The 23,631-nt window shown below is 65.4% G+C and carries 17 protein-coding genes and 1 pseudogene; 13 read left to right on the top strand and 5 right to left on the bottom strand.

Translation table 11 applies throughout. From position 1 onward, the window contains the following. Positions 1-37 precede the first annotated feature (37 nt). Complete coding sequence (locus QM615_RS20075; RefSeq protein WP_283347805.1) at positions 38-1,525, top strand: molybdopterin-dependent oxidoreductase; 1,488 nt, start codon at positions 38-40, stop codon at positions 1,523-1,525. A 1-nt stretch (position 1,526) separates the two neighbouring features. Here the strand turns inward: QM615_RS20075 and QM615_RS20070 are convergent, their stop codons facing one another. Further along, on the bottom strand, positions 1,527-2,468 hold the full coding sequence (locus QM615_RS20070; protein WP_283347804.1) for an adenosine deaminase: 942 nt from the start codon (positions 2,466-2,468) through the stop codon (positions 1,527-1,529). 10 nt (positions 2,469-2,478) lie between these two features. After that, positions 2,479-3,270 carry an enoyl-CoA hydratase/isomerase family protein gene (locus QM615_RS20065; protein ID WP_068053232.1) on the bottom strand — a complete coding sequence of 264 codons (792 nt, stop codon included), beginning with the start codon at positions 3,268-3,270 and terminating at the stop codon, positions 2,479-2,481. An 89-nt stretch (positions 3,271-3,359) separates the two neighbouring features. Between QM615_RS20065 and QM615_RS20060 the strand changes: the two genes are divergently transcribed. Then, positions 3,360-4,505, top strand: a complete 1,146-nt coding sequence (locus QM615_RS20060; RefSeq protein WP_032396497.1) for an acyl-CoA dehydrogenase family protein — start codon at positions 3,360-3,362, stop codon at positions 4,503-4,505. A gap of 196 nt (positions 4,506-4,701) precedes the next feature. Here QM615_RS20060 and QM615_RS20055 read toward each other — a convergent pair whose 3' ends face one another. Continuing rightward, positions 4,702-4,905 (bottom strand): cold-shock protein, encoded by a 204-nt coding sequence (locus QM615_RS20055; protein WP_008714360.1) that lies wholly within the window; start codon positions 4,903-4,905, stop codon positions 4,702-4,704. A 173-nt stretch (positions 4,906-5,078) separates the two neighbouring features. On the opposite strand from QM615_RS20055, the gene QM615_RS20050 reads away from it, so the two are divergent. From QM615_RS20050 to QM615_RS20015, 8 genes and pseudogenes are all read left to right on the top strand, one after another. Next, a complete protein-coding gene (locus tag QM615_RS20050; protein ID WP_283347803.1) occupies positions 5,079-5,822 on the top strand; it encodes a GNAT family N-acetyltransferase in 744 nt (247 codons plus the stop codon). Between the two features lie 68 nt (positions 5,823-5,890). After that, positions 5,891-6,908: pseudogene (locus tag QM615_RS20045) on the top strand (glutathione S-transferase family protein). Positions 6,909-6,937: 29 nt separating this feature from the next. After that, positions 6,938-7,657 (top strand): hypothetical protein, encoded by a 720-nt coding sequence (locus QM615_RS20040; protein WP_283347802.1) that lies wholly within the window; start codon positions 6,938-6,940, stop codon positions 7,655-7,657. Between the two features lie 43 nt (positions 7,658-7,700). Beyond that, positions 7,701-8,540: an LLM class F420-dependent oxidoreductase gene (locus QM615_RS20035; RefSeq protein WP_283347801.1), complete on the top strand. Its 840-nt coding sequence runs from the start codon at positions 7,701-7,703 to the stop codon at positions 8,538-8,540. A 111-nt stretch (positions 8,541-8,651) separates the two neighbouring features. After that, positions 8,652-9,695, top strand: coding sequence for an ABC transporter ATP-binding protein (locus tag QM615_RS20030; protein ID WP_283347800.1), 1,044 nt, complete (start codon positions 8,652-8,654; stop codon positions 9,693-9,695). Then, positions 9,692-10,462, top strand: a complete 771-nt coding sequence (locus tag QM615_RS20025) for an ABC transporter permease (RefSeq protein ID WP_283347799.1) — start codon at positions 9,692-9,694, stop codon at positions 10,460-10,462. Before QM615_RS20030 ends, QM615_RS20025 begins: the two co-directional genes overlap by 4 nt. 54 nt (positions 10,463-10,516) lie before the next feature. Next, positions 10,517-14,377 (top strand): ABC transporter ATP-binding protein, encoded by a 3,861-nt coding sequence (locus QM615_RS20020; protein WP_502941897.1) that lies wholly within the window; start codon positions 10,517-10,519, stop codon positions 14,375-14,377. 110 nt (positions 14,378-14,487) lie between these two features. After that, a complete protein-coding gene (locus QM615_RS20015; RefSeq protein ID WP_283347798.1) occupies positions 14,488-18,294 on the top strand; it encodes a multifunctional oxoglutarate decarboxylase/oxoglutarate dehydrogenase thiamine pyrophosphate-binding subunit/dihydrolipoyllysine-residue succinyltransferase subunit in 3,807 nt (1,268 codons plus the stop codon). A gap of 322 nt (positions 18,295-18,616) precedes the next feature. On the opposite strand, the gene QM615_RS20010 is transcribed toward QM615_RS20015, so the two are convergent. Next, on the bottom strand, positions 18,617-19,270 hold the full coding sequence (locus QM615_RS20010) for a TetR/AcrR family transcriptional regulator (protein WP_149407950.1): 654 nt from the start codon (positions 19,268-19,270) through the stop codon (positions 18,617-18,619). Between the two features lie 69 nt (positions 19,271-19,339). On the opposite strand from QM615_RS20010, the gene QM615_RS20005 reads away from it, so the two are divergent. From QM615_RS20005 to QM615_RS19995, 3 genes are read left to right on the top strand one after another with little or no spacing between them, the layout of a single operon-like run. Continuing rightward, positions 19,340-20,911: a flavin-containing monooxygenase gene (locus QM615_RS20005; protein ID WP_149407949.1), complete on the top strand. Its 1,572-nt coding sequence runs from the start codon at positions 19,340-19,342 to the stop codon at positions 20,909-20,911. Beyond that, on the top strand, positions 20,908-21,741 hold the full coding sequence (locus QM615_RS20000) for an SDR family NAD(P)-dependent oxidoreductase (protein WP_068053168.1): 834 nt from the start codon (positions 20,908-20,910) through the stop codon (positions 21,739-21,741). Before QM615_RS20005 ends, QM615_RS20000 begins: the two co-directional genes overlap by 4 nt. An 8-nt stretch (positions 21,742-21,749) precedes the next feature. Further along, positions 21,750-22,706 carry an alpha/beta hydrolase gene (locus tag QM615_RS19995; protein WP_149407948.1) on the top strand — a complete coding sequence of 319 codons (957 nt, stop codon included), beginning with the start codon at positions 21,750-21,752 and terminating at the stop codon, positions 22,704-22,706. Here the strand turns inward: QM615_RS19995 and QM615_RS19990 are convergent. Continuing rightward, positions 22,662-23,552 (bottom strand): glycine betaine ABC transporter substrate-binding protein, encoded by an 891-nt coding sequence (locus QM615_RS19990; protein WP_149407947.1) that lies wholly within the window; start codon positions 23,550-23,552, stop codon positions 22,662-22,664. The genes QM615_RS19995 and QM615_RS19990 overlap by 45 nt on opposite strands. Between the last annotated feature and the right edge of the window lie 79 nt (positions 23,553-23,631).

Raw genomic sequence — 23,631 nt, 5'->3', positions numbered from 1 at the left:
GCACGCAGCCACTCCCCGCACGCTTACATTGGAACGAGTGAGCACAGGAAAACGCGCGCTGTCCGGCATCGTCGCCGCCGGGGTGGTCCTCGGCGTCGGTGAATTGATCGCCGTCCCCATCGGACCCAACTCGTCACCGCTGACCGCCGTCGGCTCCTCGGCCGTCGACAACAGTCCGGCCCCGATCCGTGAATGGGCCATCGACACGTTCGGCACCTCCGACAAGCTCGCCCTGTTCATCGGCATGGCAGTGGTGATCGGAGCGATCGCCGCGGCAGCAGGCATCGCCCGCAAGCCGATCGGTGCCGTGGTGTTCGCCGCGCTGGGCGTCGTGGGCGTACTCGCCGCAGTGACCCGACCCGACGCGACGGCTCTCTACGCAGTCCCGACCATCGGCGGCGTCATCGTCGGCATCGTCGTGCTGCACGCCCTCATCGGTGCCGCCGCGCCTGCGACCGAGGGAATGAACCGACGCAGCTTCCTCACTCTCGCCGCCGGTGCCGCGGTGCTCGGCGTCGTCGCCGGAACAGCCGGACGGATGCTCACCTCCGCCCGCGCCGTCACCGCCGATCGACTCGGCTTCATGCTGCCCACGCCGACGCCGCAACCCCCGATACCGGCCGGGGCGGACCTACAGATCGACGGCCTGGCGTCGTACATCACCCCGAACGACGACTTCTACCGCATCGACACCGCGTTGGTCGTGCCGCGCGTGGCGTCCGAGGACTGGTCGCTGCGCATCCACGGCATGGTCGACCGCGAGATCGAGCTGACGTTCGCCGACCTCGCCGAGCGCCAGGCAGTGGAGAAGACGGTCACGTTGACCTGCGTGTCCAATATCGTCGGCGGCGACCTCGTGGGCAACGCAACGTGGATCGGCTACCCGCTCAAGGACATTCTCGAAGAAGCGGGCATCTCACCCGACGCCGACATGGCCCTGTCGTCGAGCAGCGATGCCTTCACCGCGGGCACTCCCCTCGAGGTTCTGCTCGACGGCCGCGACGCCCTCCTGGCCGTCGGGATGAACGGGGCCCCGCTGCCCGTCGAGCACGGCTACCCGGCCCGGCTCGTCGTCCCCGGCCTGTACGGATACGTCTCGGCGACCAAGTGGGTCACCGACATCGAGATCACCCGCTTCGACCGCGCGACGGCATACTGGACCGACCGCGGTTGGGGCGAACGCGGACCGATCAAGACGGCCTCGCGGATCGACACCCCGCGATCGGGCAGTTCCGTGCCGGCCGGGCAGACGGTGATCGCGGGAGTGGCGTGGGACCAGCACACCGGAATCGACGGCGTGGAAGTGCAAGTGGACGAGGGCAACTGGGTGCCGGCCACGCTGTCGGAGGAGTACTCCAAGGACACCTGGCGGCAATGGACGGTCGAGCTCGACCTACCCGCGGGACAGCATTCGATCCGAGCCCGCGCCACCAACTCCGCAGGAGAACTGCAGACCAACAGGACCGCAGACACCGTTCCCGACGGCGCGACCGGCTACCCCAGGATCTCGGTCACCGCGAGCTGATCTAGACAGTCATGAAACTCGCGCGGATCGAGTTCTCGGCCAACACGTTTCGCTCCTGCGCGGTCAGCCCCATACCTGCTTCGAGGGCAGCGAAATTGTCGTCGACGTAGCCGCCGAAGTAGGCGGGATCGTCGGAGTTGATCGACACCGACAGTCCGCGTTCGAGCATCTGTCGCAGCGGCAGCTGCTCTACATCGTCGATCACCTTGAGCCGGACGTTGGACAGCGGGCATACCGTGAGCGGAATCTGTTCCTCGACAAGACGATTCACCAGCGCCTCGTCTTCGAGGCACCGCACCCCGTGGTCGATGCGCTCGACCTTCAGCAGATCCAGTGCCTGCCAGATGTAGTCGGGTGGACCTTCCTCACCGGCATGGGCGACGACGTGCAGACCCTCGGCGCGGGCCTTGGCGAACACGTCGACGAACAGCGATGGCGGGTAGCCCACCTCTGCGGAATCGAGGCCGAGACCGATGATCGGGGCCTGCATGGCCAACAGATCGTCCAACAGCTGATTGGCATGCAGCACCGGCTTGTCCCGCAGGATCGACGCGATCAACCCACTGGTGACACCGAATTCGCGCTCGCTGGATGCGCAGGCGTCGGCCAATCCCTCGACGACGGCCTCGAGCGGGACACCACGCTCGGTGTGCGCCTGCGGATCGAAGAAGATCTCCGCGTGCGTCACCCCGGCCTGCGCGGTGCGGCGGAAGTAGGCCCGGGCGAGGTCGGCGAAATCCTCGGCAGTGCGCAGCACGGCCATGTTCGCGTAGTACAGATCCAGGAACGACTGCAGGTCGCTGAACTCGTACTTCGCCCGCAATTCATCGATGTCGTTGTACGGCAGTGACAATCCGTTGCGCTCGGCGAGATCGAATATCAGCGGAGGCTCGAGCGACCCTTCGATGTGCAGGTGCAGTTCGGCCAGCTGATCGGTACTCACTCACCCGATGCTACTTGCCCGTGTACGTAGCCTTCCCCGGGCCGACCTCGAGGAAGCTCTTCACCGCACCCCGCAGATCCTCGGTCTCGAACAGTGCTCCGGAGACCTCCGAGGTGATCTCGTCCGCGTGGGCCACGCCGCCCGAACGCCACGCTGCCACAATCTGTTTGGTTGCCGCATGCGCGACGGTGGGGCCGTCGGCCAGGCGATGCGTCAGCGCGAGCGCCGCGGCATCGACGTCGTCGTGGATCTGATTGACCACGCCCCACTCCTTCAGCGTCTGCGCGTCGTACAGATCACCGGTCATGACGAGCTCGCGAGCTCGACCCGAACCGGCCCGCTCGGCGAGGCGCTGCGGTCCACCCATCGACGGTGTCAGACCGACGACGGTCTCGACCAGACCGAACTTGGCCTTGGGACCGGCGAGAATGATGTCGCACGCCAGCGAGATCTCGAACGCCGCCGTGAGCGTCAAACCGTGCGCGGCGTAGATCACCGGGCAGGGCAGCGCCTCGAGCGGATGGGCGATCTGTGCGAACAATCCACGCCACAGATCGGCACCCTGCGCGGCGGACAGACCATCGAAGACGTGCACGTCGACGCCCGCAGAGTTCACCTTGCCCTCGGCGCGCAACAACACCGCCCGCGGGGGGCGTGCGACGAGATCGGCAACGTTCGCGGCAACCGCGTCGAACATGGCCTGATCGAAGAGGTTGAGCGGACCGTGGTCGAAGGTGAGGACGGCGAGCTCGGCGCCTGCCGCGGTGGTCGATCGAACGAGCGAAGTGGGTGCGTCAGCCATGGTTCGCATAGTGCCACACCGGTCCGGGACGGTTGTTACCAACGAGTATTGTTCGCTGATAACTCACCGTTACCGAGAGGAACAGATAGATGAAGCGCAGCTTGTTCGAGGCCGATCACGAGGACTTCCGCGCGTCGGTGCGCGAGTTCGTCACCCGGACCATCACACCGGTCGAGGAAAAGCTCGTCGAGCAGCGATACATCGACCGCGAGATCTGGCTCGAAGCCGGACGCAACGGCTTCCTGGGACTGGAAGTACCGGAAGAATACGGCGGTAGCGGAGCCGAGGACTACCGATTCAACGCCGTCCTCGCCGAGGAACTCGCCCGCTCGAGCGCCGCGGTGGCGTCGTGCTTCGGTATCCACGTGGACATCGTCGCGCCCTACTTGGTCAAGCTCACCACCGAAGAGCAGAAGAAGCGCTGGCTGCCCGGCTTCTGCAGCGGTGAGATCCTCACGGCGATCGCGATGACCGAACCGTCCGGTGGCTCCGACCTGGCCGCGCTGAAGACCACTGCCGTCAAGGACGGAGACGACTTCATCATCAACGGTTCGAAGACGTTCATCACCAACGGCAACTCCGCAGACCTGGTCATCGTCGCCACCCGCACCACGCCGGAGAAGAAGGCCAAGGGCATCACGCTGTTCGCCGTCGAGAACGGCACCGAAGGATTCTCCCGCGGCCGCAAGCTCGACAAGGTCGGTCAGCCCGAATCCGACACGGCCGAGCTGTTCTTCGAGAACGTGCGCGTCCCGAGCTCGAACATGATCGGCGAGTTCGACGGCGGCTTCATCCACATGATGCAGCTACTCCCCCAGGAACGGATCAGCTGCTCGGTGGCCAACCTCGGACACGTCCGTCCCATTCTCGAGGAGACGCTGCAGTACGCCAAGGATCGCAAGGCATTCGGCCAGCAGATCGGCTCACTGCAATGGAACAAGTTTCTGCTCGCCGAGCTCGTCACCAAACTCGATGTGGCACAGGCGTACATCGACAACTGCATCGCCGCACACGGGATCGGTGAACTGACCGCCATCGACGCCGCCAAGGCGAAGTGGTGGAGCTCGCAGGTGCAGAACGAAATTCTCGACCACTGCGTCCAGCTACACGGCGGCTACGGATTCATGAACGAATACCGCGCCGCTCGGGCGTGGAAAGACGCTCGCGTGACGAAGATCTGGGCCGGATCGAACGAGATCATGAAGGAACTGATCGGACGCGATCTGGGGCTGTAGGTGAGTGCCTGCGGCAGTGGTGTGAACAAGTGCCCTGGAAGGCACCCAACCGCACCACTGCCGCAGGCACTTCGAAACAGACGAAGACCGGATACTCGGAGTTTCTTCCGTGTATCCGGCCTTGTCACCGAGTTTCTGGTGGAATTTACTTCGGAAAGGTCACTCCACCAGGAGAAGTCGGGTTACGAAGCTTGAATCAGATGGCGCGGACGCCGGTAGCCTGGGGGCCCTTCTGACCCTGGCCCACCTCGAACTCCACGCGCTGGCCCTCGTCGAGCGACTTGAAGCCGCTACCCTGAATCTCCGAGTAATGAACGAAAACGTCCGGTCCGCCACCATCCTGCTCGATGAAGCCGAAGCCCTTTTCGCCGTTGAACCACTTCACACTGCCCTGCGTCATTCTGTAAACCTTCTGTAAGCGAGCTAGATCTTCACGTCGAAGCTCTAATCTCAAAAGTGAGTCTGCCATCTATCGGCGCTGAGCGAAACACCGGGGGCGAAAAAGTTCGAAAGATTGCTTTTGGACGGTGAAACCGGAACGTCGCTCAGCGCCTCGGTGGCTAGGGTTCAGACGTGGATCTCCCCCTTCTCGATGCCGGCCCTTTCGATCCCCATCGACTCGACATCGTCCGTCTGGCCTGGTGTCGCCGACTGCAGATGGACGATCGAGCCCTCGACACCGACGCCGAGCGCGTCGAACATGTCGGTGCCACCGACGACGTCACCGTGCTGCGACTGGCCGAGACCACCGTGATCGTCGGACCGTCCTGGGCCGTTGATGCCTCTCGCGCGATCAGTGGCCCGGCGAGCGCGGACCGAACCTGGATCTCGGCACTGCTCGGCGACCGTTCGGCGCACTACGAGATCGGCACCCACACGCTGGCGTACGGCTCGGACATCGGCCACACCATCGACGTACACGACCCGCTGATCTCCCACGATGCGCAGCACGCACGCAACCTTGCCGCGCACTGCAGCGACGCCGACGTCGCCGAAGCATTCGGCGAGCCGGTCTCGCGGAACTGGTTCACGCTGCTCGGCGACGACCGACCTGCCGACTCGGCCCATTCGCTCGCATCGGCCGGCTACTCGGAGGAGCAGCTGATTCTGGCCGACATGCGCGTGCTGACGGACCCGGACCATCGCCGACGGGGCCACGCCCAGGTGGTCGGCAGGCTGGCCACCAACGACGCCATCGACGACGGCCTGATTCCGCAGTGGCGATCGCGACCCGAGAACGCCGTTGCTCGACGCCTCGCCGCGCGGCTGGGATATGTGGAAATCGGCGCGTGCCACACCGCAGTGCTCCGACCGTGACCCGGTTGAGCCGGCTCCGAACTGGGTAGCGTCGAGATGAGACCGATCGATGTGAGGAGTTCGAGAGCATGGCCGACGATGCCGCATATGTGGAACCGGGCAAGGAATTCAAGCGCGACACCAACTACATCCCGACGCGGATCACCGCCGACGGCCGGGACGGGTATCCGGTGGAGCCGGGACGGTACCGATTGATCGCCGCGCGCGCCTGCCCATGGGCCCATCGATCCATCATCGTCCGACGGCTGCTCGGCCTCGAAGATGTTCTCTCGCTCGGCATTCCGGGTCCGACCCATGATCCCCGGAGTTGGAACTTCCAGGAGGAGCCCGGCGGCGTCGACTCTGTATTGCAGATCCCTCGACTTCAGGACGCGTTCTTCGCCCGCTTCCCCGATTACGAGCGCGGCATCACCGTCCCCGCCATCGTCGACGTTCCCTCCGGCCAAGTAGTCACCAACGACTACCCGCAGATCACCCTCGATTTCTCGACCGAGTGGACGCAGTATCACCGCGACGGCGCACCCGATCTGTACCCGGAGGCCCTGCGCACCGAGATCGACGAAGTGGCCCAGCTGGTGTTCGAGGACGTCAACAACGGCGTCTACCGCTGCGGATTCGCTGGATCGCAGGAGGCATACGACAAGGCCTACGACCGACTGTTCGCCCGCCTCGATTGGCTCGTCGAACGCCTCTCCACGCAGCGATACCTGGTCGGCGACCACATCACCGAGGCCGACGTGCGCCTGTTCACCACATTGGTGCGCTTCGATCCCGTCTACCACGGCCACTTCAAGTGCAACCGCAGCAAGCTCAGCGAGATCCCGGTGCTGTGGAACTACGCACGCGACCTGTTCCAGACCCCCGGATTCGGCGACACCGTCGACTTCGACCACATCAAGCGGCACTACTACGAGGTGCACACCGACATCAATCCGTCGGGCATCGTGCCGAACGGACCGGACCTGACCGGGTGGCTCGAACCCCACGGCCGCGAAGCCCTGAGAGGATCACCCTTCGGCGACGGCACCGCGCCCCCCACCGCCCAAGCCCGACGAGCTCGTTCCGCCCGATCACTGGGTGCGTTGACTCACAACTCTCCAGAAGAAAGAGGACCGATGGCAGGCAAGCAGGACGACGCGCAGGTCGAGGGCGGGGGCGGAGGCAAGCTCGAACGCGCGCTGGTCAACATCCTCGACAACGCCAGCCGCCTACAGGGACCCGCCGTCGACAAATATGTCGCGCACGTGCGTCGAGCACACCCGTACGACACCCCGGCACAGATCATCGAACGCCTCGAGAAGCGGTTCCTGCTCGCGGTCACCGGCAGCGGTTCGGCGGTGGGCGGAGCGGCGGCGATCCCGGGCGTCGGGACCGTCGCCTCGCTCGCCGCGGTCGGTGCCGAAACCGCGTTCTTCATCGAGTCCTCGGCGCTGCTGACACTGTCGGTCGCGTCCGTGCACGGCATTCCCGTCCAGAACCACCAGCAACGACGCGCCCTGGTGCTGTCGGTCGCCCTGGGCGAATCGGGCATGCAGATCGTGCAACGAACCGTCGGCAAGACCGCCAAGAACTGGGGACCGCTGATCACCTCCCGCATCCCGGGCGGGTCGATGGCGACCATGAACAAGTCGCTGGTGAAGAAGTTCATCACCAAGTACCTCGCCAAGCGCAGCGCGCTGTTGGTCGGCAAGATGCTCCCCGCCGGAATCGGCGCGGCAATCGGCGGCGCGGGCAACCGCGCGGTCGGCAAGGGTGTCATCAAGAACGCACGCGACGCGTTCGGTCCGCCGCCGGCCCGGTTCCCGGAGAACCGCATCATCGAGCCGGACGTATGAGGGCTCGTGGAATCTTCGCGAGTCCGACGCGTTGACTCCGAACATGACTTCCACACCTGAGCTCGGCACGTACGGCGTCTGGCGACTGCACTCGGCGTTCACACCCGAACTGTCCCGGGCGATCGAATCCTTCGGCTACGGCACGATCTGGCTCGGCGGCTCGCCGCCTGCGGACCTGACCACCACCGAGGAGATCCTCGACGCCACCGAGACAGTTGTCGTCGCCACCGGCATCGTCAACATCTGGTCGGACGCAGCGGCCGACGTCGCCGCGTCGTATCACCGGTTGGAGAGCAAGCACCCGGGCCGTTTCGTCCTCGGAATCGGCGCGGGCCACCCGGAGGCGACGCAGGAATACACCAAGCCGTACGACGCTCTGGTGGCCTACCTCGACGCTCTCGACGAGGCCGGAGTCCCGGTGGAGCGACGCGTCCTCGCTGCTCTCGGCCCGAAGGTGCTCGCGCTGGCGGCCGACCGCACCGCAGGTGCGCATCCGTACCTGACCACCCCCGAGCACACCCGTGAAGCACGAGAGGCATTGGGACCGAACAAGATCCTGGCACCCGAGCACAAGGTGGTCCTCGAGTCGGATCCGGAGAAGGCTCGCTCGATCGGCCGGCCACCGGTCAACAACCCCTACCTGCACCTGCGCAACTACACCAACAATCTGAACCGACTCGGCTACTCCGACGAGGAGATCGGCGACGGCGGCAGCGACCGACTGATCGACGCGTTGGTGGCGCACGGTACCGCCGACGCGATCGCAGCACGATTGAACGAACACATCGACGCAGGTGCATCGCACGTGACACTGCACTCGCTGCCCGACATGGCCGATCCGCTCGAGACCTACCGAGAGATCGCCGCCGCGCTGCACCGCTGACAGCGGTAGGCGCTCTCGCCACGTTGTCGGTCGCACCCCGTAGCCTCGGGTACCGGTTGCCGCGCGCAGCCGGTACTCGAGGTGACCAACGGCCAGGGGGATTGCGCACAGATGACCAGCTATCCGGGAGCGGCGCTCGAAGCGCAGGCACTGACCAAGCAATTCGGCACAGTTCGCGCGGTCTCGGACCTGAGCTTCGTCGTTCCACGCGGAACGGTCACCGGATTCCTCGGCCCCAACGGATCGGGCAAGACGACGACGCTGCGCATGCTCCTCGGACTCGTCGCCCCCACCTCGGGTGTCGGCCTCGTCAACGGGGCTCCGTTCCGCACGGCAACCCACCCGGCCCGCACGGTGGGAGCCGTCCTCGACTCGCTGAGCCTGCACCCCAAGCGCAGCGCTGCACATCACCTGAAGATCTACACCGCCGCGATCGGCGTACCCGACAGTCGCGCCCTCGACGTGCTGCACCTGGTGGGCCTCGGCGATGCCGCCGACCGCGCCGCGGGCGGGTTCTCACTCGGCATGCGTCAACGCCTCACGCTCGCCACCGCGCTGCTCGGGGATCCGGAAATCCTCGTGCTCGACGAACCCGCGAACGGTCTCGATCCCGAAGGAATCGCCTGGCTGCGCGACTTCCTGAAGGCCTTCGCTGCGTCAGGGCGCACCGTGCTCGTATCGAGCCACATCCTGCGCGAGATCGAGCAGACCGTCGACAATCTGGTGATCGTCAGCGCCGGCGCACTCGTGTACCAGGGTTCCATCGCGCAACTGCGATCGACGCGTCCGAGCCGCGTACTCGTGGCCGCATCGGACCCCGCGGCATTGGCACTGGCGTTGGCCTCGAATGGGTTCAACGACAGTCAACTGCTGCCCGACGGACGCATCGGCGTCGCCGGGACCGACGCGTCCACGATCGCCCGCATCGCGGCCGCCGCCCAGGTGACGATCTTCGGGACCACCGGTGAACACGTCGACCTCGAGCAGGTGTTCCTGTCGATGACCGCGGGTCAGTACAACGCCGCACCCGTTCAGCAGAATCCGTACGGTTACGGCCCGCCGGGTCATCGGCCGGGTTACGGCCCACCGCCGGGGTACGGCCCCCCGCCGCAGAATTACGGCCCGCCGCAGAACTGGAACGGGGGTCCGCGATGAACGCCTTGCTGACGTCGGAGATCCGCAAGGTCACGACACTGAAGTTCTGGTGGGCTTTGGCTATCGCCCCGATCGTCGTCGGAGTGTTCGCGTCCGTCATCACGTCGGTGATCGCGAATGGGCTGGGCGAATTCGAGGAGGACCTCGACATCTCCGGCGGGGTCGCCTCGATCGGCCTGTACGTTGCCGCCGGTGCCGCAATTCTGTTTGCCGGCATCTTCGGTGCCGTCAACGCCGGAACCGAATTCCGCCACAAGACCATCACCACCAGCTTCCTGACCGCTCGCGGCCGCGACGGGGTGATCGCCGCCAAACTCATCGTCACTGCGCTGTTCGGCCTCGGATACGGCCTGGTGGTGCTGCTGGCCAGCTTGATCTGCCTGCTGATCTTCAACGAGCGGACAGTGCTGCTGGACGGCGCGTTCATCGGCGTGGTGGCGTCGTGCCTCCTCGCAGTCGTGCTGTGGTCGATGATCGGTGCCGGCCTGGGTCTGTTGCTGAAATCTCCGACGTGGGCCGCGATCGTGCTGGTCGCCTGGCTGCCGTTCGGCGAGGGTCTGATCTCGCTGATCCTGTTCGGCCTCGGGCTCGGATCGGTTGCCGTGGCGTTGCCGTCGAACCTGACTCTGCCGACCATGGCGGCGACTCAACTCGACGACGCGGGCGACCTGGCATCGTGGCCGTGGGCACCGCTCGGACTCGCGCTGTGGGCCGCGATCCTCACCGGCGTCGGCTGGTTCCTGGCCCGCACCCGCGACATCGACTGAGGTCGGTATCGGCGGGCCGAAGCTGTCGGTACTCGGGTCTAGCGTGGTGAATCGATGGCACACAGTAATGCGGTGAAAGACCGTGCGGCGGTACCCGGACGCAGCTCGTCGACACTCGACAGCGCAGAACCCACGTCGAGTAGTCGGCGTGGGTGGATCAGACGTCTGATCGCGCAGTGCATGCTGCATCGACGTACCGCACTCGGAGCTCTGGGCGTGACGATGATCGCCGCGGTCATCGACATCTCGTTCCCGCTGCTCACCAGGGTTGCCATCGACGACGCGACTGCAGGTAGGGGCGAGAAGATCGCCACCGTCGCCGCCGCCATCGCACTGTTGGGTCTGGTGCGTTTCGCGTGCCAATTCGGTCGACGCATGCTCGCCGGCCGGCTCTCGATCGACGTCCAGCACGATCTACGCCTCGACCTGCTCGCGTCACTGCAACGGCTCGACGGGCGCAAACAGGACGAGATCCGTACCGGTCAGGTCGTGTCGAGATCGATCACCGACCTCCAACTGTTGCAGGGGCTGTTGGCCATGGTGCCGCTGTCGGCGGGAGCCGTCCTGCAGTTCGTGCTGGCGTTGGCGGTGATGGCATATCTGTCGCCACTGCTCACCATCGTCGCGGTCCTCATCGTTCCTGCGGTCGGCATCGTGGTCTACCGAATTCGGCCCACTCTCTTCGCGGCCACCTGGTCTGCGCAGCAGCGCGCCGCCGATCTGGCGCAACATGTGGAGGAGACGGTCACCGGCGTCCGAGTGGTGAAGGGCTTCGGCCAGGAAGCCCGTGCGGTGGATCGCATCGAGACGCTCGGTCGCACGCTCTTCGCCGAGCGCATGCGATCGGCGAAGATCAACTCGCGGTTCGCACCGTCGCTGGCCACCATTCCGCAACTCGGACTCGTCGGAGTCATCGCCCTGGGCGGCTATCTGGCCCTGCAGGGCCACATCACGATCGGCACGTTCCTGGCCTTCGCCACCTACGTCGCAACCTTGTCCGCCGTGACCCGCACCGTCTCGTCGGTGGTGATCATGGCTCAGCTCTCCCGCGCGGCCGTCGAGCGCGTCTACGAGGTGGTCGATACCCAGCCGTCCGACCCGGAACCGGCCGCCCCCGTCGCATTGCCCGACGGCCCGCTCGGAGTCCGCATCTCCGAGGTGACCTTCGGGTTCGAGCCCGAACGCGATGTGCTGACCGGCCTGAATCTGACCATCTCGCCGGGTGAGACGGTGGCCGTCGTCGGCCACGCGGGCTCGGGAAAGACCGCTCTCGCCCTGCTGCTCCCCCGTTTCTATCGCCCCTCCGAGGGACAGATTGCGCTGACATCCGACGGAACGTCGTTCGATATCGACGACCTCGACTCGACGTCGCTCCGCGAAGCGGTCTCGCTGGTGTTCGACGAGCCGTTCCTCTTCTCGGACACCATCGCCGCCAACATCGCCCTCGGCAGGCCCGACGCCACAGCGGAGGAGATCGAGCATGCGGCGCGGCTGGCACAGGCATCGACCTTCATCGACGCGCTGCCCGAGGGATACGACAGCCTCGTCGGCGAACGCGGACTCACCCTCTCCGGTGGCCAACGCCAACGCATCGCACTGGCCCGTGCTCTTCTCGTCGAGCCGCGCATTCTGATTCTCGACGACGCCACCTCCGCAGTCGACGCCGAGACCGAGGCCGCCATCTTCGACGCGTTGCGTGGCGTCCGGACGCGCGCGACCCTCGTTCTCGCTCATCGCCGCTCGACCCTGACCCTGGCCGACCGCGTCGCCGTGCTCGACAACGGCCGCATCATCGACACCGGAACCGTCGACGAACTCGATCGGCGTTGTCCGTTGTTCCGGGCCCTCCTGGCCGGTGGAGACGGAGAGGAGAACGACGATCCCGGTGAGGAGCCGACCGTCGACCCCTCCGCCGACACGCTCTGGCCGGACACGGATCCGGAGTCGACGGTCGAGCCCGGCGCAGTATCGACACCCGCGCCCGGAGGCGGCGGTGGTCACGGAACTGCGATGGCCGGGGCTTTCGGCTCACTCGCACCCACACCCGCCATATCCCGGGCAGTCGCGGCCCTGCCGCCTGCGACCGAGGATCCGGGCACATCCGGATCCCAGTTGCGTCGACCCGACCCGGAGTTCCGGCTGTCGAGACTGCTGAGCCCCGTGCGCTCGTTGCTCGCAGTCGTGGTCGTGCTTCTCGCGCTGGACTCACTGGCCTCGATCGCCTTCCCCTCGCTCGTTCGCTATGCGGTGGACAACGGAGTGGCGAGTGGAGACTCGAACACCCTGTGGATCGCCACCTCGATCGGCGTCGTGTTGGCAGCGGCGAGTTGGTTCGTCGTCTGCTGGACGACGGTGATCACCGCGCGGGCGGGTGAGCGAGTGCTCTTCGGACTCCGCGTCCGCAGCTACGCGCACATTCAGCGGCTCGGCCTCGACTACTACGAACGTGAGCTGTCGGGCCGCATCATGACCCGCATGACCACCGACGTCGACGCACTGTCGTCGTTCATTCAGACCGGGGCATCGACGGCCGTGGTGAGTGTGCTGACCGTCGTCGGTATCGCCGCCGCTCTGCTCGTCACCGACCCCACTCTCGGGCTGGTGGCGCTGGCCGTCGTGCCACCGCTTGCCGTGGCCACCGTGATCTTCCGGCGCATCTCCTCGGCGGCGTACTCGACGTCCCGCGAGCGAATCTCCATCGTCAACGCCGATTTCCAGGAGAACGTCACGGGCCTGCGCGCGGCACAGGCCTACCGGCGCGAGGAGTACGCCGCATCCCGATTCGCCGAACGCTCCGACCGCTACCGCGCGAGTCGAATGCGATCGCAGACCGCGATCTCGGTGTTCTTCCCCCTCATCACGTTGCTCTCCGATATCGCCCTCGCCGTCGTCGTGTTCGTCGGCGCGCACCAGATCGCCACCGGCACCACCACAGCGGGCACCCTCGTGGCGTTCGTGCTCTACCTCGGACTGCTCTTCGGACCCATCCAGCAGCTCTCGCAGGTGTTCGACGGTTACCAGCAGGCACGTGTCGGTGTCGGCCGCATCGGGGATCTCCTGCGCACCACGAGTTCGATCGAAACCTCCGCCGACGCGAACACCACCGCACTTCCCGGCGGACGCCTTCGCGCCGACATAGAACTCGTCGATGTCGGTTTCCGGTATGCCGGGGCTCACTCCGACGCCCTGAGTGAGGTAAATCTCACCATCCCCGCCGGGACCACCGTCGCCTTGGTCGGACGGACCGGCGCGGGCAAGTCCACGGTGGTGAAACTGCTGGCCCGCTTCTACGATCCGACCTCCGGATCGGTGCGGGTCGGCGGCCACGATCTACGCGACTATCGCCTCTCGGACTACCGCCACCGACTCGGCGTCGTACCGCAGGAAGCGCACCTGTTCACCGGAACCGTGGCGTCGAACATCGCCTACGGCAGACCCGATGCCAGCCGCACCGACATCGAGAACGCGGCACGCTCGGTGGGTGCTCTGAGCACCATCGCCGCACTTCGCGGCGGTATGCACCAACCCGTCGGCGAGCGCGGCCAAGGACTGTCCGCAGGTCAACGACAGCTGATCGCACTGGCCAGGGCCGAGCTGGTCGACCCCGACCTGCTGCTCCTCGACGAGGCCACCGCCACGCTCGATCCCGCGACCGAACGCACCGTGCTAGCCGCCGGCAGTGCCGTCGCGCGTACTCGCACCGCAGTGGTCGTCGCGCACCGCTTGGCCACCGCCGCGCGGGCAGATCTGATCGTGGTGGTCGACGGCGGCCGTATCGTGGAAGTAGGTCGACATTCGGAGCTCCGCACGCAGGGCGGCTTCTACGCGCAGCTGTGGACTGCAGCCGAAACGAACCGAGGGAATAATTCGATAATCGAAGGTGTCATCGACAACGAGGCCGATGGTTACCGGTGAGTACATATCACAGCTACGTCCCGGACGCACGTGAGCTGGACCAACGGTCTAGCCTTGACACGTACGCGCGCTGAACGGGAACGAAGACAGAAACGAGGCGAACTACTGCCGTGAGCAGCAGCTCTACTACCCAATTCGGACAAAACCAATGGCTGGTCGACGAGATGTACCAGCGATTCAAGCAGGACCCTTCATCCGTCGACGCGAGCTGGCACGAGTTTCTGACCGGTTACGACCCCGAGGCAGCAACCGACGAGACCGCCGGATCCAACGGTGCTGCCGGTAACGGCGCAGCCTCGAACGGTAGCTCGACCAAGTCCGCGCCTCCCGCAGCACCAGCGCCACCAGCCAAGCCGGCCGCCTCTGCTCCCGACAAGACGGACGCGCCGAAGGCCGCAGCACCCAAGGCCGCTCCGAAAGCCGCCGCTCCCAAGGCTGAGGCCGAGAAGCCTGCCGCTGCTGCCAAGCCTGCCGAGAAGAAGGCCGCGCCGGCCAAGTCCGCTCCCGCGAAGCCCGCCGCAGCCGAGTTCGGTGAAGAGTCGAGCAAGATTCTGCGCGGCGCTGCTGCCGCGGTGGCGAAGAACATGTCCGCCTCGTTGCAGATTCCCACCGCGACCAGCGTGCGTGCGATTCCGGCCAAGCTCATGGTCGACAACCGCCTCGTCATCAACAACCATCTCGCTCGTACCCGCGGCGGCAAGATCTCGTTCACACACCTGCTCGGCTACGCCATCGTGCAGGCCGTCAAGGCGTTCCCGAACATGAACCGCCACTTCGCCGAGGTCGACGGCAAGCCGAACGCCGTCACTCCGGCCGCGATCAACCTCGGTCTCGCCATCGACCTGCCCGGCAAGGACGGCAACCGTTCCCTCGTCGTCGCTGCCATCAAGAACACGCAGGACTTCACGTTCACGCAGTTCTACAACGCGTACGAGGACATCGTGCGTCGCGCTCGCGACGGCAAGCTCACCGGTGAGGACTTCCAGGGCGTCACCATCTCGCTGACCAACCCCGGTGGAATCGGAACCGTGCACTCGGTGCCGCGTCTGATGAACGGCCAGGGAGCCATCATCGGTGCCGGTGCCATGGAGTACCCGGCAGAGTTCCAGGGAGCCAGCGACGAGCGTCTCGCCGAGTTCGGCGTGGGCAAGCTCATGACGCTGACCTCGACGTACGACCACCGCATCATTCAGGGTGCGGAGTCGGGTGACTTCCTCAAGACGATCCACAACCTGCTGATCAGCGACGAGTTCTACGACGAGCTGTTCCACTCGCTGAAGATCCCCTACGAGCCCATTCGCTGGCGCAAGGATCTGCCCGAGGGCACGGTCGACAAGAACACCCGCGTGCTCGAGCTCATCGCCGCGTACCGCAACCGCGGTCACCTGATGGCCGACACCGATCCGCTGCAGTTCACCAAGGACAAGTTCCGGATGCATCCGGACCTCGACGTGATCAGCCACGACCTCACGCTGTGGGATCTCGACCGCGAATTCAAGGTCGGTGGATTCCACGGCAAGGACAAGATGAAGCTGCGGGACGTGCTCAGCGTTCTGCGCGACTCGTACTGCCGCCACGTGGGCGTCGAGTACACCCACATCCTCGAGACCGAGCAGGTCACCTGGCTGCAGGAACGCGTCGAGGCCAAGCATGTCAAACCGACTGTGGCGCAACAGAAGTACATTCTGAGCAAGCTCAACGCAGCCGAGGCGTTCGAGACGTTCCTGCAGACCAAGTACGTCGGGCAGAAGCGCTTCTCGCTCGAAGGTGCCGAGTCGGTCATCCCGATGATGGACTCCGTCATCGACCAGAGCGCCGAGTACGCCCTCGACGAGGTCGTCATCGGTATGCCGCACCGCGGTCGCCTCAACGTGCTCGCCAACATCGTCGGCAAGCCCTACTCGAAGATCTTCACCGAGTTCGAGGGCAACATGAACCCGGCCGCCGCACACGGCTCCGGCGACGTGAAGTACCACCTCGGTGCCGAGGGCACGTACATCCAGATGTTCGGTGACAACGACATCAAGGTCTCGCTCACCGCGAACCCGTCGCACCTCGAAGCCGTCGACCCGGTTCTCGAAGGCCTTGTCCGCGCCAAGCAGGACCTGCTGGACAAGGGCACCGGCCAGGGCGGTTACTCCGTTCTGCCGCTGATGCTGCACGGAGACGCGGCATTCGCCGGCCAGGGCGTCGTCGCCGAGACGCTGAACCTGTCCGATCTGCGGGGCTACCGCACCGGCGGCACCGTGCACATCGTCGTCAACAACCAGGTCGGCTTCACCACGTCACCGGAGTTCTCGCGTTCGTCCGAGTACTGCACCGATGTGGCGAAGATGATCGCCGCGCCGATCTTCCACGTCAACGGCGACGACCCCGAGGCCTGCGCCTGGGTGGCTCAGCTGGCGGTGGACTTCCGTCAGAAGTTCCACAAGGACGTCGTCATCGACATGATCTGCTACCGCCGTCGCGGCCACAACGAGGGCGACGATCCCTCGATGACGCAGCCGGCGATGTACGACGTGATCGACACCAAGCGCAGCGTCCGCAAGAGCTACACCGAATCGCTCATCGGCCGTGGAGACATCTCGCTCAAGGAAGCCGAGGATGCACTCCGCGACTACCAGGGCCAGCTCGAACGCGTCTTCAACGAGGTACGCGAACTCGAGAAGTACACCCCGGAGCCCAGCGAATCGGTCGAACTCGACCAGCAGTTGCCTGCCAAGCTCACCACGGCCGTCGACAAGGCAGTGCTGCACCGCATCGGCGATGCGCACCTCGACGTCCCCGACGGATTCAACGTCCACCCGCGCGTCAAGCCGGTGCTCGAGAAGCGTCGCGAGATGGCGCACGAGGGCAAGGTCGACTGGGCCTTCGGCGAGCTGCTGGCGCTCGGATCGCTGGTGGACGAGGGACGCAACATCCGCTTCTCCGGCCAGGACACCCGACGCGGCACGTTCACCCAGCGTCACTCGGTGATCATCGACCGCAAGACCGGTGCCGAGTACACCCCGCTGCAGAACATCGGCAGCGACAACCCCGGCAAGTTCATGGTCTACGACTCCGCCCTCAGCGAGTTCGCTGCAGTCGGCTTCGAGTACGGCTACTCCGTGGGCAACCCGGACGCGCTGGTGATGTGGGAAGCGCAGTTCGGCGACTTCGTCAACGGCGCGCAGTCCATCATCGACGAGTTCATCTCGTCCGGTGAGGCCAAGTGGGGTCAGCTCTCCGACGTCGTGCTGCTGCTGCCGCACGGCCACGAGGGCCAGGGTCCCGACCACACGTCCGGACGCATCGAACGCTTCCTGACGCTGTGCGCCGAGGGCTCGATGACCGTCGCACTCCCCTCGACCCCCGCGAACTACTTCCACCTGCTGCGCAGGCACGCGCGTGACGGCATCCGTCGCCCGCTGATCGTCTTCACCCCGAAGTCGATGCTGCGCAACAAGGCAGCGGTGAGCAACATCGAGGACTTCACCGACGGCAAGTTCCACTCGGTGTTCGACGAGCCCACCTACGACACCGGCACCGGTGACCGCAGCGCGGTCAAGCGAGTGCTGATGGTCAGCGGCAAGCTTTACTACGAGCTGCTCGCACGCAAGCAGAAGGACAACCGCGACGACGTCGCCATCGTCCGCATCGAGCAGCTCTACCCCGTGCCGGTCCGCCGCATCCGGGAAGCACTCGAAAGCTACCCGAACGCAACGGAATTCCGTTGGGTTCAGGAAGAGCCTGCGAACCAGGGTGCCTGGCCGTTCTTCGGTCTCGCGTTGCCCGAGCTCGTCCCCGAGAAGTTGGTCGGCATCAAGCGCATCTCGCGTCGCGCAATGTCCGCCCCGTCGTCGGGATCGAGCAAGGTGCACGCCGTCGAGCAACTCGAAATCATCGACGAGGCCTTCAACGCAGTCGGCGAAGGCTAGAAAATTCGACGACAACAGCGGCCCACTTCCTCGGAAGTGGGCCGCTGTTGTCGTTTCGGGGCTCCCCACTCCGCGTCAATGGACCATCACATGCGTCTGAGCAGTGCAACGGTCCATCCACGCAGCGTTGGGGGCTGAGTGAATGGACCGCTGCATACGTCTGGGAAGTGCAAGGGTCCATTGACGCGTGCGGGCGGGGCGACGCGTGCGGGGCGGGGCGACGGGGCGGGGGCCATCTACTGGATCAATGCGAGATTCAGTCGGTCGGACTGCAACAAAGGGACATTGATCCCAGCCGGGGCGGGCGTCGGGCGGGCGTCGGTCAGGCTGAGGCGTCGGCGTCGGTTCCCAGGAGTGCGGTGATCATTCCTGGTGCCAGTGCGACCGCGGGCAGAGCGTTGACGTTGAGGTCGATCAGTTCGTCGCGGCTCAGTTCGGGCGCGGTGAGCCAGTTGATCGTCGTTTCCTCGACGAAGGCGATCCAGCCGCGGACGGCCAGCACGATGGTGGGGGTGACCTCGATGTCGAGTCCCCCGAGTTGCGCGACGGTTCGCTCGGCCATGGCGGAGCGGGTGTCCTCGAACACCGCGCGCATCTGCGGATCACCACTGGGAGTGCCGCGCAGGAGCGAGACGTACATCTGCCGCTTGTCGGTGACGTAATCGACGTAGTTCGCGATGGAGTCGCGCAAAATCTCGTACGGTGGCAACGACGGATCGGGTGCGGTGCGCTCGAGCATGACGCGCGAGGATTCACGCACGATTTCGAGGTGGAACTCCTGCTTGGAGGCGAAGTAGTGGAACAGAAGACCTCGGGAGACGCCTGCTTGGTCTGCGATGTCCTCGACGGAGATCTGTTCGAGGGGGCGGTCGGCGAGCATCTCGGTGCCGAGCTCGATCAGTTGCGCTCGTCGTTGCTGCGGACTGAGCCTGGTCCTCTTCGTGGTCGATGTGCCGGGGCTGTTCACGAACGCCATGCAACCACCCTACTGAATGTTAGTCAATAACTATTGACTCACACTCAATAAGCTTCTACGCTCCCCTACATGAGTCTTCCCGTAACAGATACTTCGGACCGTGCAACGACGCCGCGTCACGTCGATACGCTGATCATCGGCAGCGGATTCGCCGGCCTCGGTGCCGCGATCAAGCTGACGAAGGCAGGCAAGAAGGACTTCGTCGTCATCGAACGCGGCCACGATGTGGGTGGCACCTGGCGCGACAACACCTACCCCGGTGCCGCCTGCGACGTGCCGTCGCACCTGTACTCCTACTCGTTCGCGTTGAACCCGAACTGGACGCGTTCGTTCTCCACGCAGCCCGAGATCCAGAAGTACATCGCCGGGGTGGCGCGCAAGTACGGCGTGATGGACAAGCACGTGTTCGGCACGGATGTGACCTCGGCCCGCTGGAACGCCGAGACCAACCGCTGGGACGTCGAGACCACCACGGGCAACTACACCGCGAAGATCGTCGTCTCCGCCGTCGGCGCGCTGTGTGAGCCGAACCTGCCCGACATCAAGGGAATTCACGACTTCAAGGGCGACGTCTTTCATTCGGCCCAGTGGAATCACGACGTCTCGCTCGCGGGCAAGCGCGTCGCCGTCATCGGTACCGGCGCGTCGGCGATCCAGATCGTGCCCGCCATCGCAGATCAGGTGAAGCACCTCGACGTGTACCAGCGCACCGCGCCGTGGATTCTTCCCCGCGCGGACCGCCCGTACACCAAGCTCGAGCGCTTCGCCTTCAAGCACGTTCCCGGATTCCAGCGTCTCTCCCGCACCGGCATCTACGCGATGCGCGAGACGCAGGTCGTCGGACTTGCGAAGGCTCCGGCCTTCATGAAGCCGCTGCAGTGGGCGTCGGAGAACCACCTGCGCACGCAGATCAAGGACAAGGCCCTGCGCGCGAAGGTCACGCCGAACTTCCGCATCGGCTGCAAGCGCATGCTGATCTCGAACGCGTACTACCCCGCGCTCGCCAAGAGCCACGTCGATCTCGTCACCGACGGTATCGCCGAGATCCGCGAGGGCTCCATCGTCACCAAGGACGGCACCGAACGCCCCATCGACGCGCTCGTCGTCGCCACCGGCTTCCACGTCACCGACTCCCCCGCCTACCACGGCATCACCGGCAAGGACGGCCGCACACTGGCCGAAACCTTCGAGGACGGCGGTCAGCAGGGCTACAAGGGCGCGGCGGTCGCGAACTTCCCCAACATGTTCTTCCTGGTGGGCCCCAACACCGGTCTGGGCCACACGTCGATGGTGTTCATGATCGAGTCGCAGATCAACTACCTGGTCGACGCGTTGAACACCATCGACAAGCACGACATCGGCACCATCGAGGTGCGCAAGGACGTGCAGGACGAGTACAACGTGACGCTGCAGGACCAACTCTCCAAGAGTGTCTGGATGAACGGCGGATGCGCCAGCTGGTACCTCGACAAGCACGGCAACAACACGACGCTGTGGCCGGGCTTTACCTTCGAGTTCCGCAGAATCACCAGGAACTTCGATCTCGATGCGTACCGTAGCGTCGCTACCGCAGACCTGCCCTCCGGACCGTCGGCGACCAACTCCGCCGGCAACAACACAGACAAGGTGTCCGCACGATGAGCACATTCACAGGCAAGGTGGCCGTCGTCACCGGCGCGGGCTCGGGAATCGGCCGCGCCCTGGCCCTCGAACTGGCCGGCCGCGGAGCGAAGTTGGCATTGTCCGACGTCGACACCGCCGGACTCGACGAAACGGTTCGACGAGTCGAGGCGTTGGGTGCCGAGGTCAAGTCGGATTTCTTGGATGTGTCCCAGCGGGAGACCGTGCTGGATTACGCCGAGGCCGTCGTTGCGCATTTCGGCAAGGTCAACCAGATCTACAACAACGCGGGCATCGCGTACCACGGTGACGTCGACAAGTCCTCGTTCAAGGACATCGAGCGCATCGTCGACGTCGATTTCTGGGGAGTCGTCAACGGCACCAAGGCATTTCTGCCCCACATTCAGGCCTCCGGCGACGGCCACATCATCAATATCTCCAGCCTCTTCGGCCTGCTCGCCATGCCGTCGCAGTCGGCGTACAACGCCGCGAAGTTCGCCGTCCGCGGGTTCAGCGAGTCGCTGCGCATGGAGATGTTGATCTCCAAGGCACCGGTGAAGGTGACCGTGGTGCACCCCGGTGGTATCAAGACCGCCATCGCCCGCAACGCCACGGTCGCCGAGAACTTCGATCAGGCCGACGTGGCCAAGTTCTTCGACAGCAAGCTCGCCAAGACCACCCCGATCGACGCTGCCAAGACCATTCTCAAGGGCGTCGAGAAGGGCAAGGGCCGGGTGCTCATCGGATCCGACGCCATCGCCCTCGATCTGTTGCAGCGCATCACCGGCTCGCGCTACCAGGGCCTGATCGCCGCGGTGTCCAAGCGCGCGCTTCCCCGAACGAAGAAGTAGGCGAGCCCGTGAAGTCCTTCTACGTTCCCCTGCCGATCGTCGCGGCAGCACTCAAGCCTTTCTATCGCCTGGCGCTGAATCCGCGTCTGTCGTTCCGAGCCCAGCGGGCCCTGCTCGAGGCGGCGGCTCCGGCGCAGACTCTTCCGCACGGAACCGTCGCGCAGAAGTTGACGCTCGCCGGACGGCGAGCGGAGCGCATCACCGTCGGGGCAACCGAACGCGACACCGCGATTCTGTACCTGCACGGCGGCGCGTACACGATCGGTTCGATCAACACGCACCGGTCGTTGGCAGCGCATCTGGCGCGGGAATCGGCCAGCGCCGTCTACGTGCTCGATTACCGGTTGGCCCCGGAGAACCCGTACCCGGCCGGTCTGGACGACGCTGTCGCGGCGTTCCGCGAGCTGGTCCGTGTTCACAGATTCACCGCGGACCGCATCGCCATCGCAGGCGATTCCGCCGGTGGAGGTCTGACGGTTGCCACCGCCAGGCGTCTGGTGGACGACGGCACCAGCCCGGCCGCCCTCGGCCTGATCTCGCCCTGGGTCGATCCCGGTGCACGCGACGCCGCCAAGGACCGCGATCTCGTGGTCAACACCGGCTGGTCGTACAGCTCGGCCGACGCTTATCTGGGCGCGGGCGATCCACTGGACCAAGGCTTCGCACCGCTGCTGGGCAACCTCGACGGGCTGCCTCCGATCGTCATGCACGTCGGCACCGACGAGGTGCTGTACGCGCAGATCACCGCCTTCGCGGACAAGCTGCGTCTGTCGGGCGTGGAGCTCGAGCACGTGGAGTACAAGAAGCTCTGGCACGTGGCCCATCTACAGGCGTCGATCCTGCGGGAGGCGGCTCAGGCCGTCCATCACATGGGCTCGTACCTGGGCCGCAAGGTCAGGGCAACGCAGACCGGCACAGTGTCACAGGTTGCGCTCACCGAGCCAGCGGCCGGCGACCTCGCCTGACGGAACGCCGTTGCGGACCTCGCCGATCATGTCGGCAAGGTCCGCAGTCGTCAGCTCCCCCGCCACCACCGAGAACGACCTCAGAGCACTCTCGCTGAGCACTCCGTCGACGTAGAGCGGAACCACGTTCTGCGCGGGATACACATGATCGTCGTCGGGCAGCGTGGTCAGATCCTTCGCCAACGGGCCGAACGAGGCGGTGCGAATCGCCAGTGCATCGACCTCCCCGGCGTTCAACCCGTCCACGGCGGACTGCCCATCGGCATACGGAGTGAAATCGGTGAACGACGCCCCCGTGAACGTGGGGCTCTTCGTGCCTTGCGCAAGGACGTCCATCGGATCGACCTGATCGTCCACGATTCCCACGGTCTTTTCCCCACGCCCCAGGAAGTCGGTCACCGTCTCGTCGCCCGATTCACTGTCCGACGCCACCGCAATGGCAAGTCGATCCTCGGCGGTGGCGTAATCCCCCACCGACAACCCGGCCGGCAGTGATCGGTTCAGTTCGGTGTACACGTCCTCGGCCTCGGTTGCCGCAGACAGAGTGTCGAAGGTGCGCAGCAGCTCTCCGGTGAGATCGGGAACCATCGTCACCTCCCCGCGGTCCAGCGCCGCGAGGTAGTCGGCCCGGTCTCCCAGGTCTTCCTTCACCTCGACGTTCGCTCCCGTCGATCGCAGTCCACCGGCGTAGATCTGCGCGAGCAGACGCGACAGATCCGAGCTGCCTGCTCCGACGACGACGGCCGCGCCGGCAGGGTCGGTCGACGCACCCGCACTGCAACCGCCGACCAGTCCGGCGATCGACATCACCAGGGCTGCTGCCAGAACCGACGATCGCACTATCATTTTCTCCTGTTCACTGCCCGGGTGGTTTACCGATCTCGGCCGCGGGGCACTAGTGCGAACGAGACGGTAGTCGAACCAA

The sequence above is a fragment of the Rhodococcus sp. IEGM 1341 genome (genome assembly GCF_030056895.1).
Classification (GTDB): domain Bacteria; phylum Actinomycetota; class Actinomycetes; order Mycobacteriales; family Mycobacteriaceae; genus Rhodococcoides.
The sequence above is the reverse complement of the archived record's forward strand: the minus strand, read 5'-3'. Positions and strand labels throughout refer to the sequence as shown.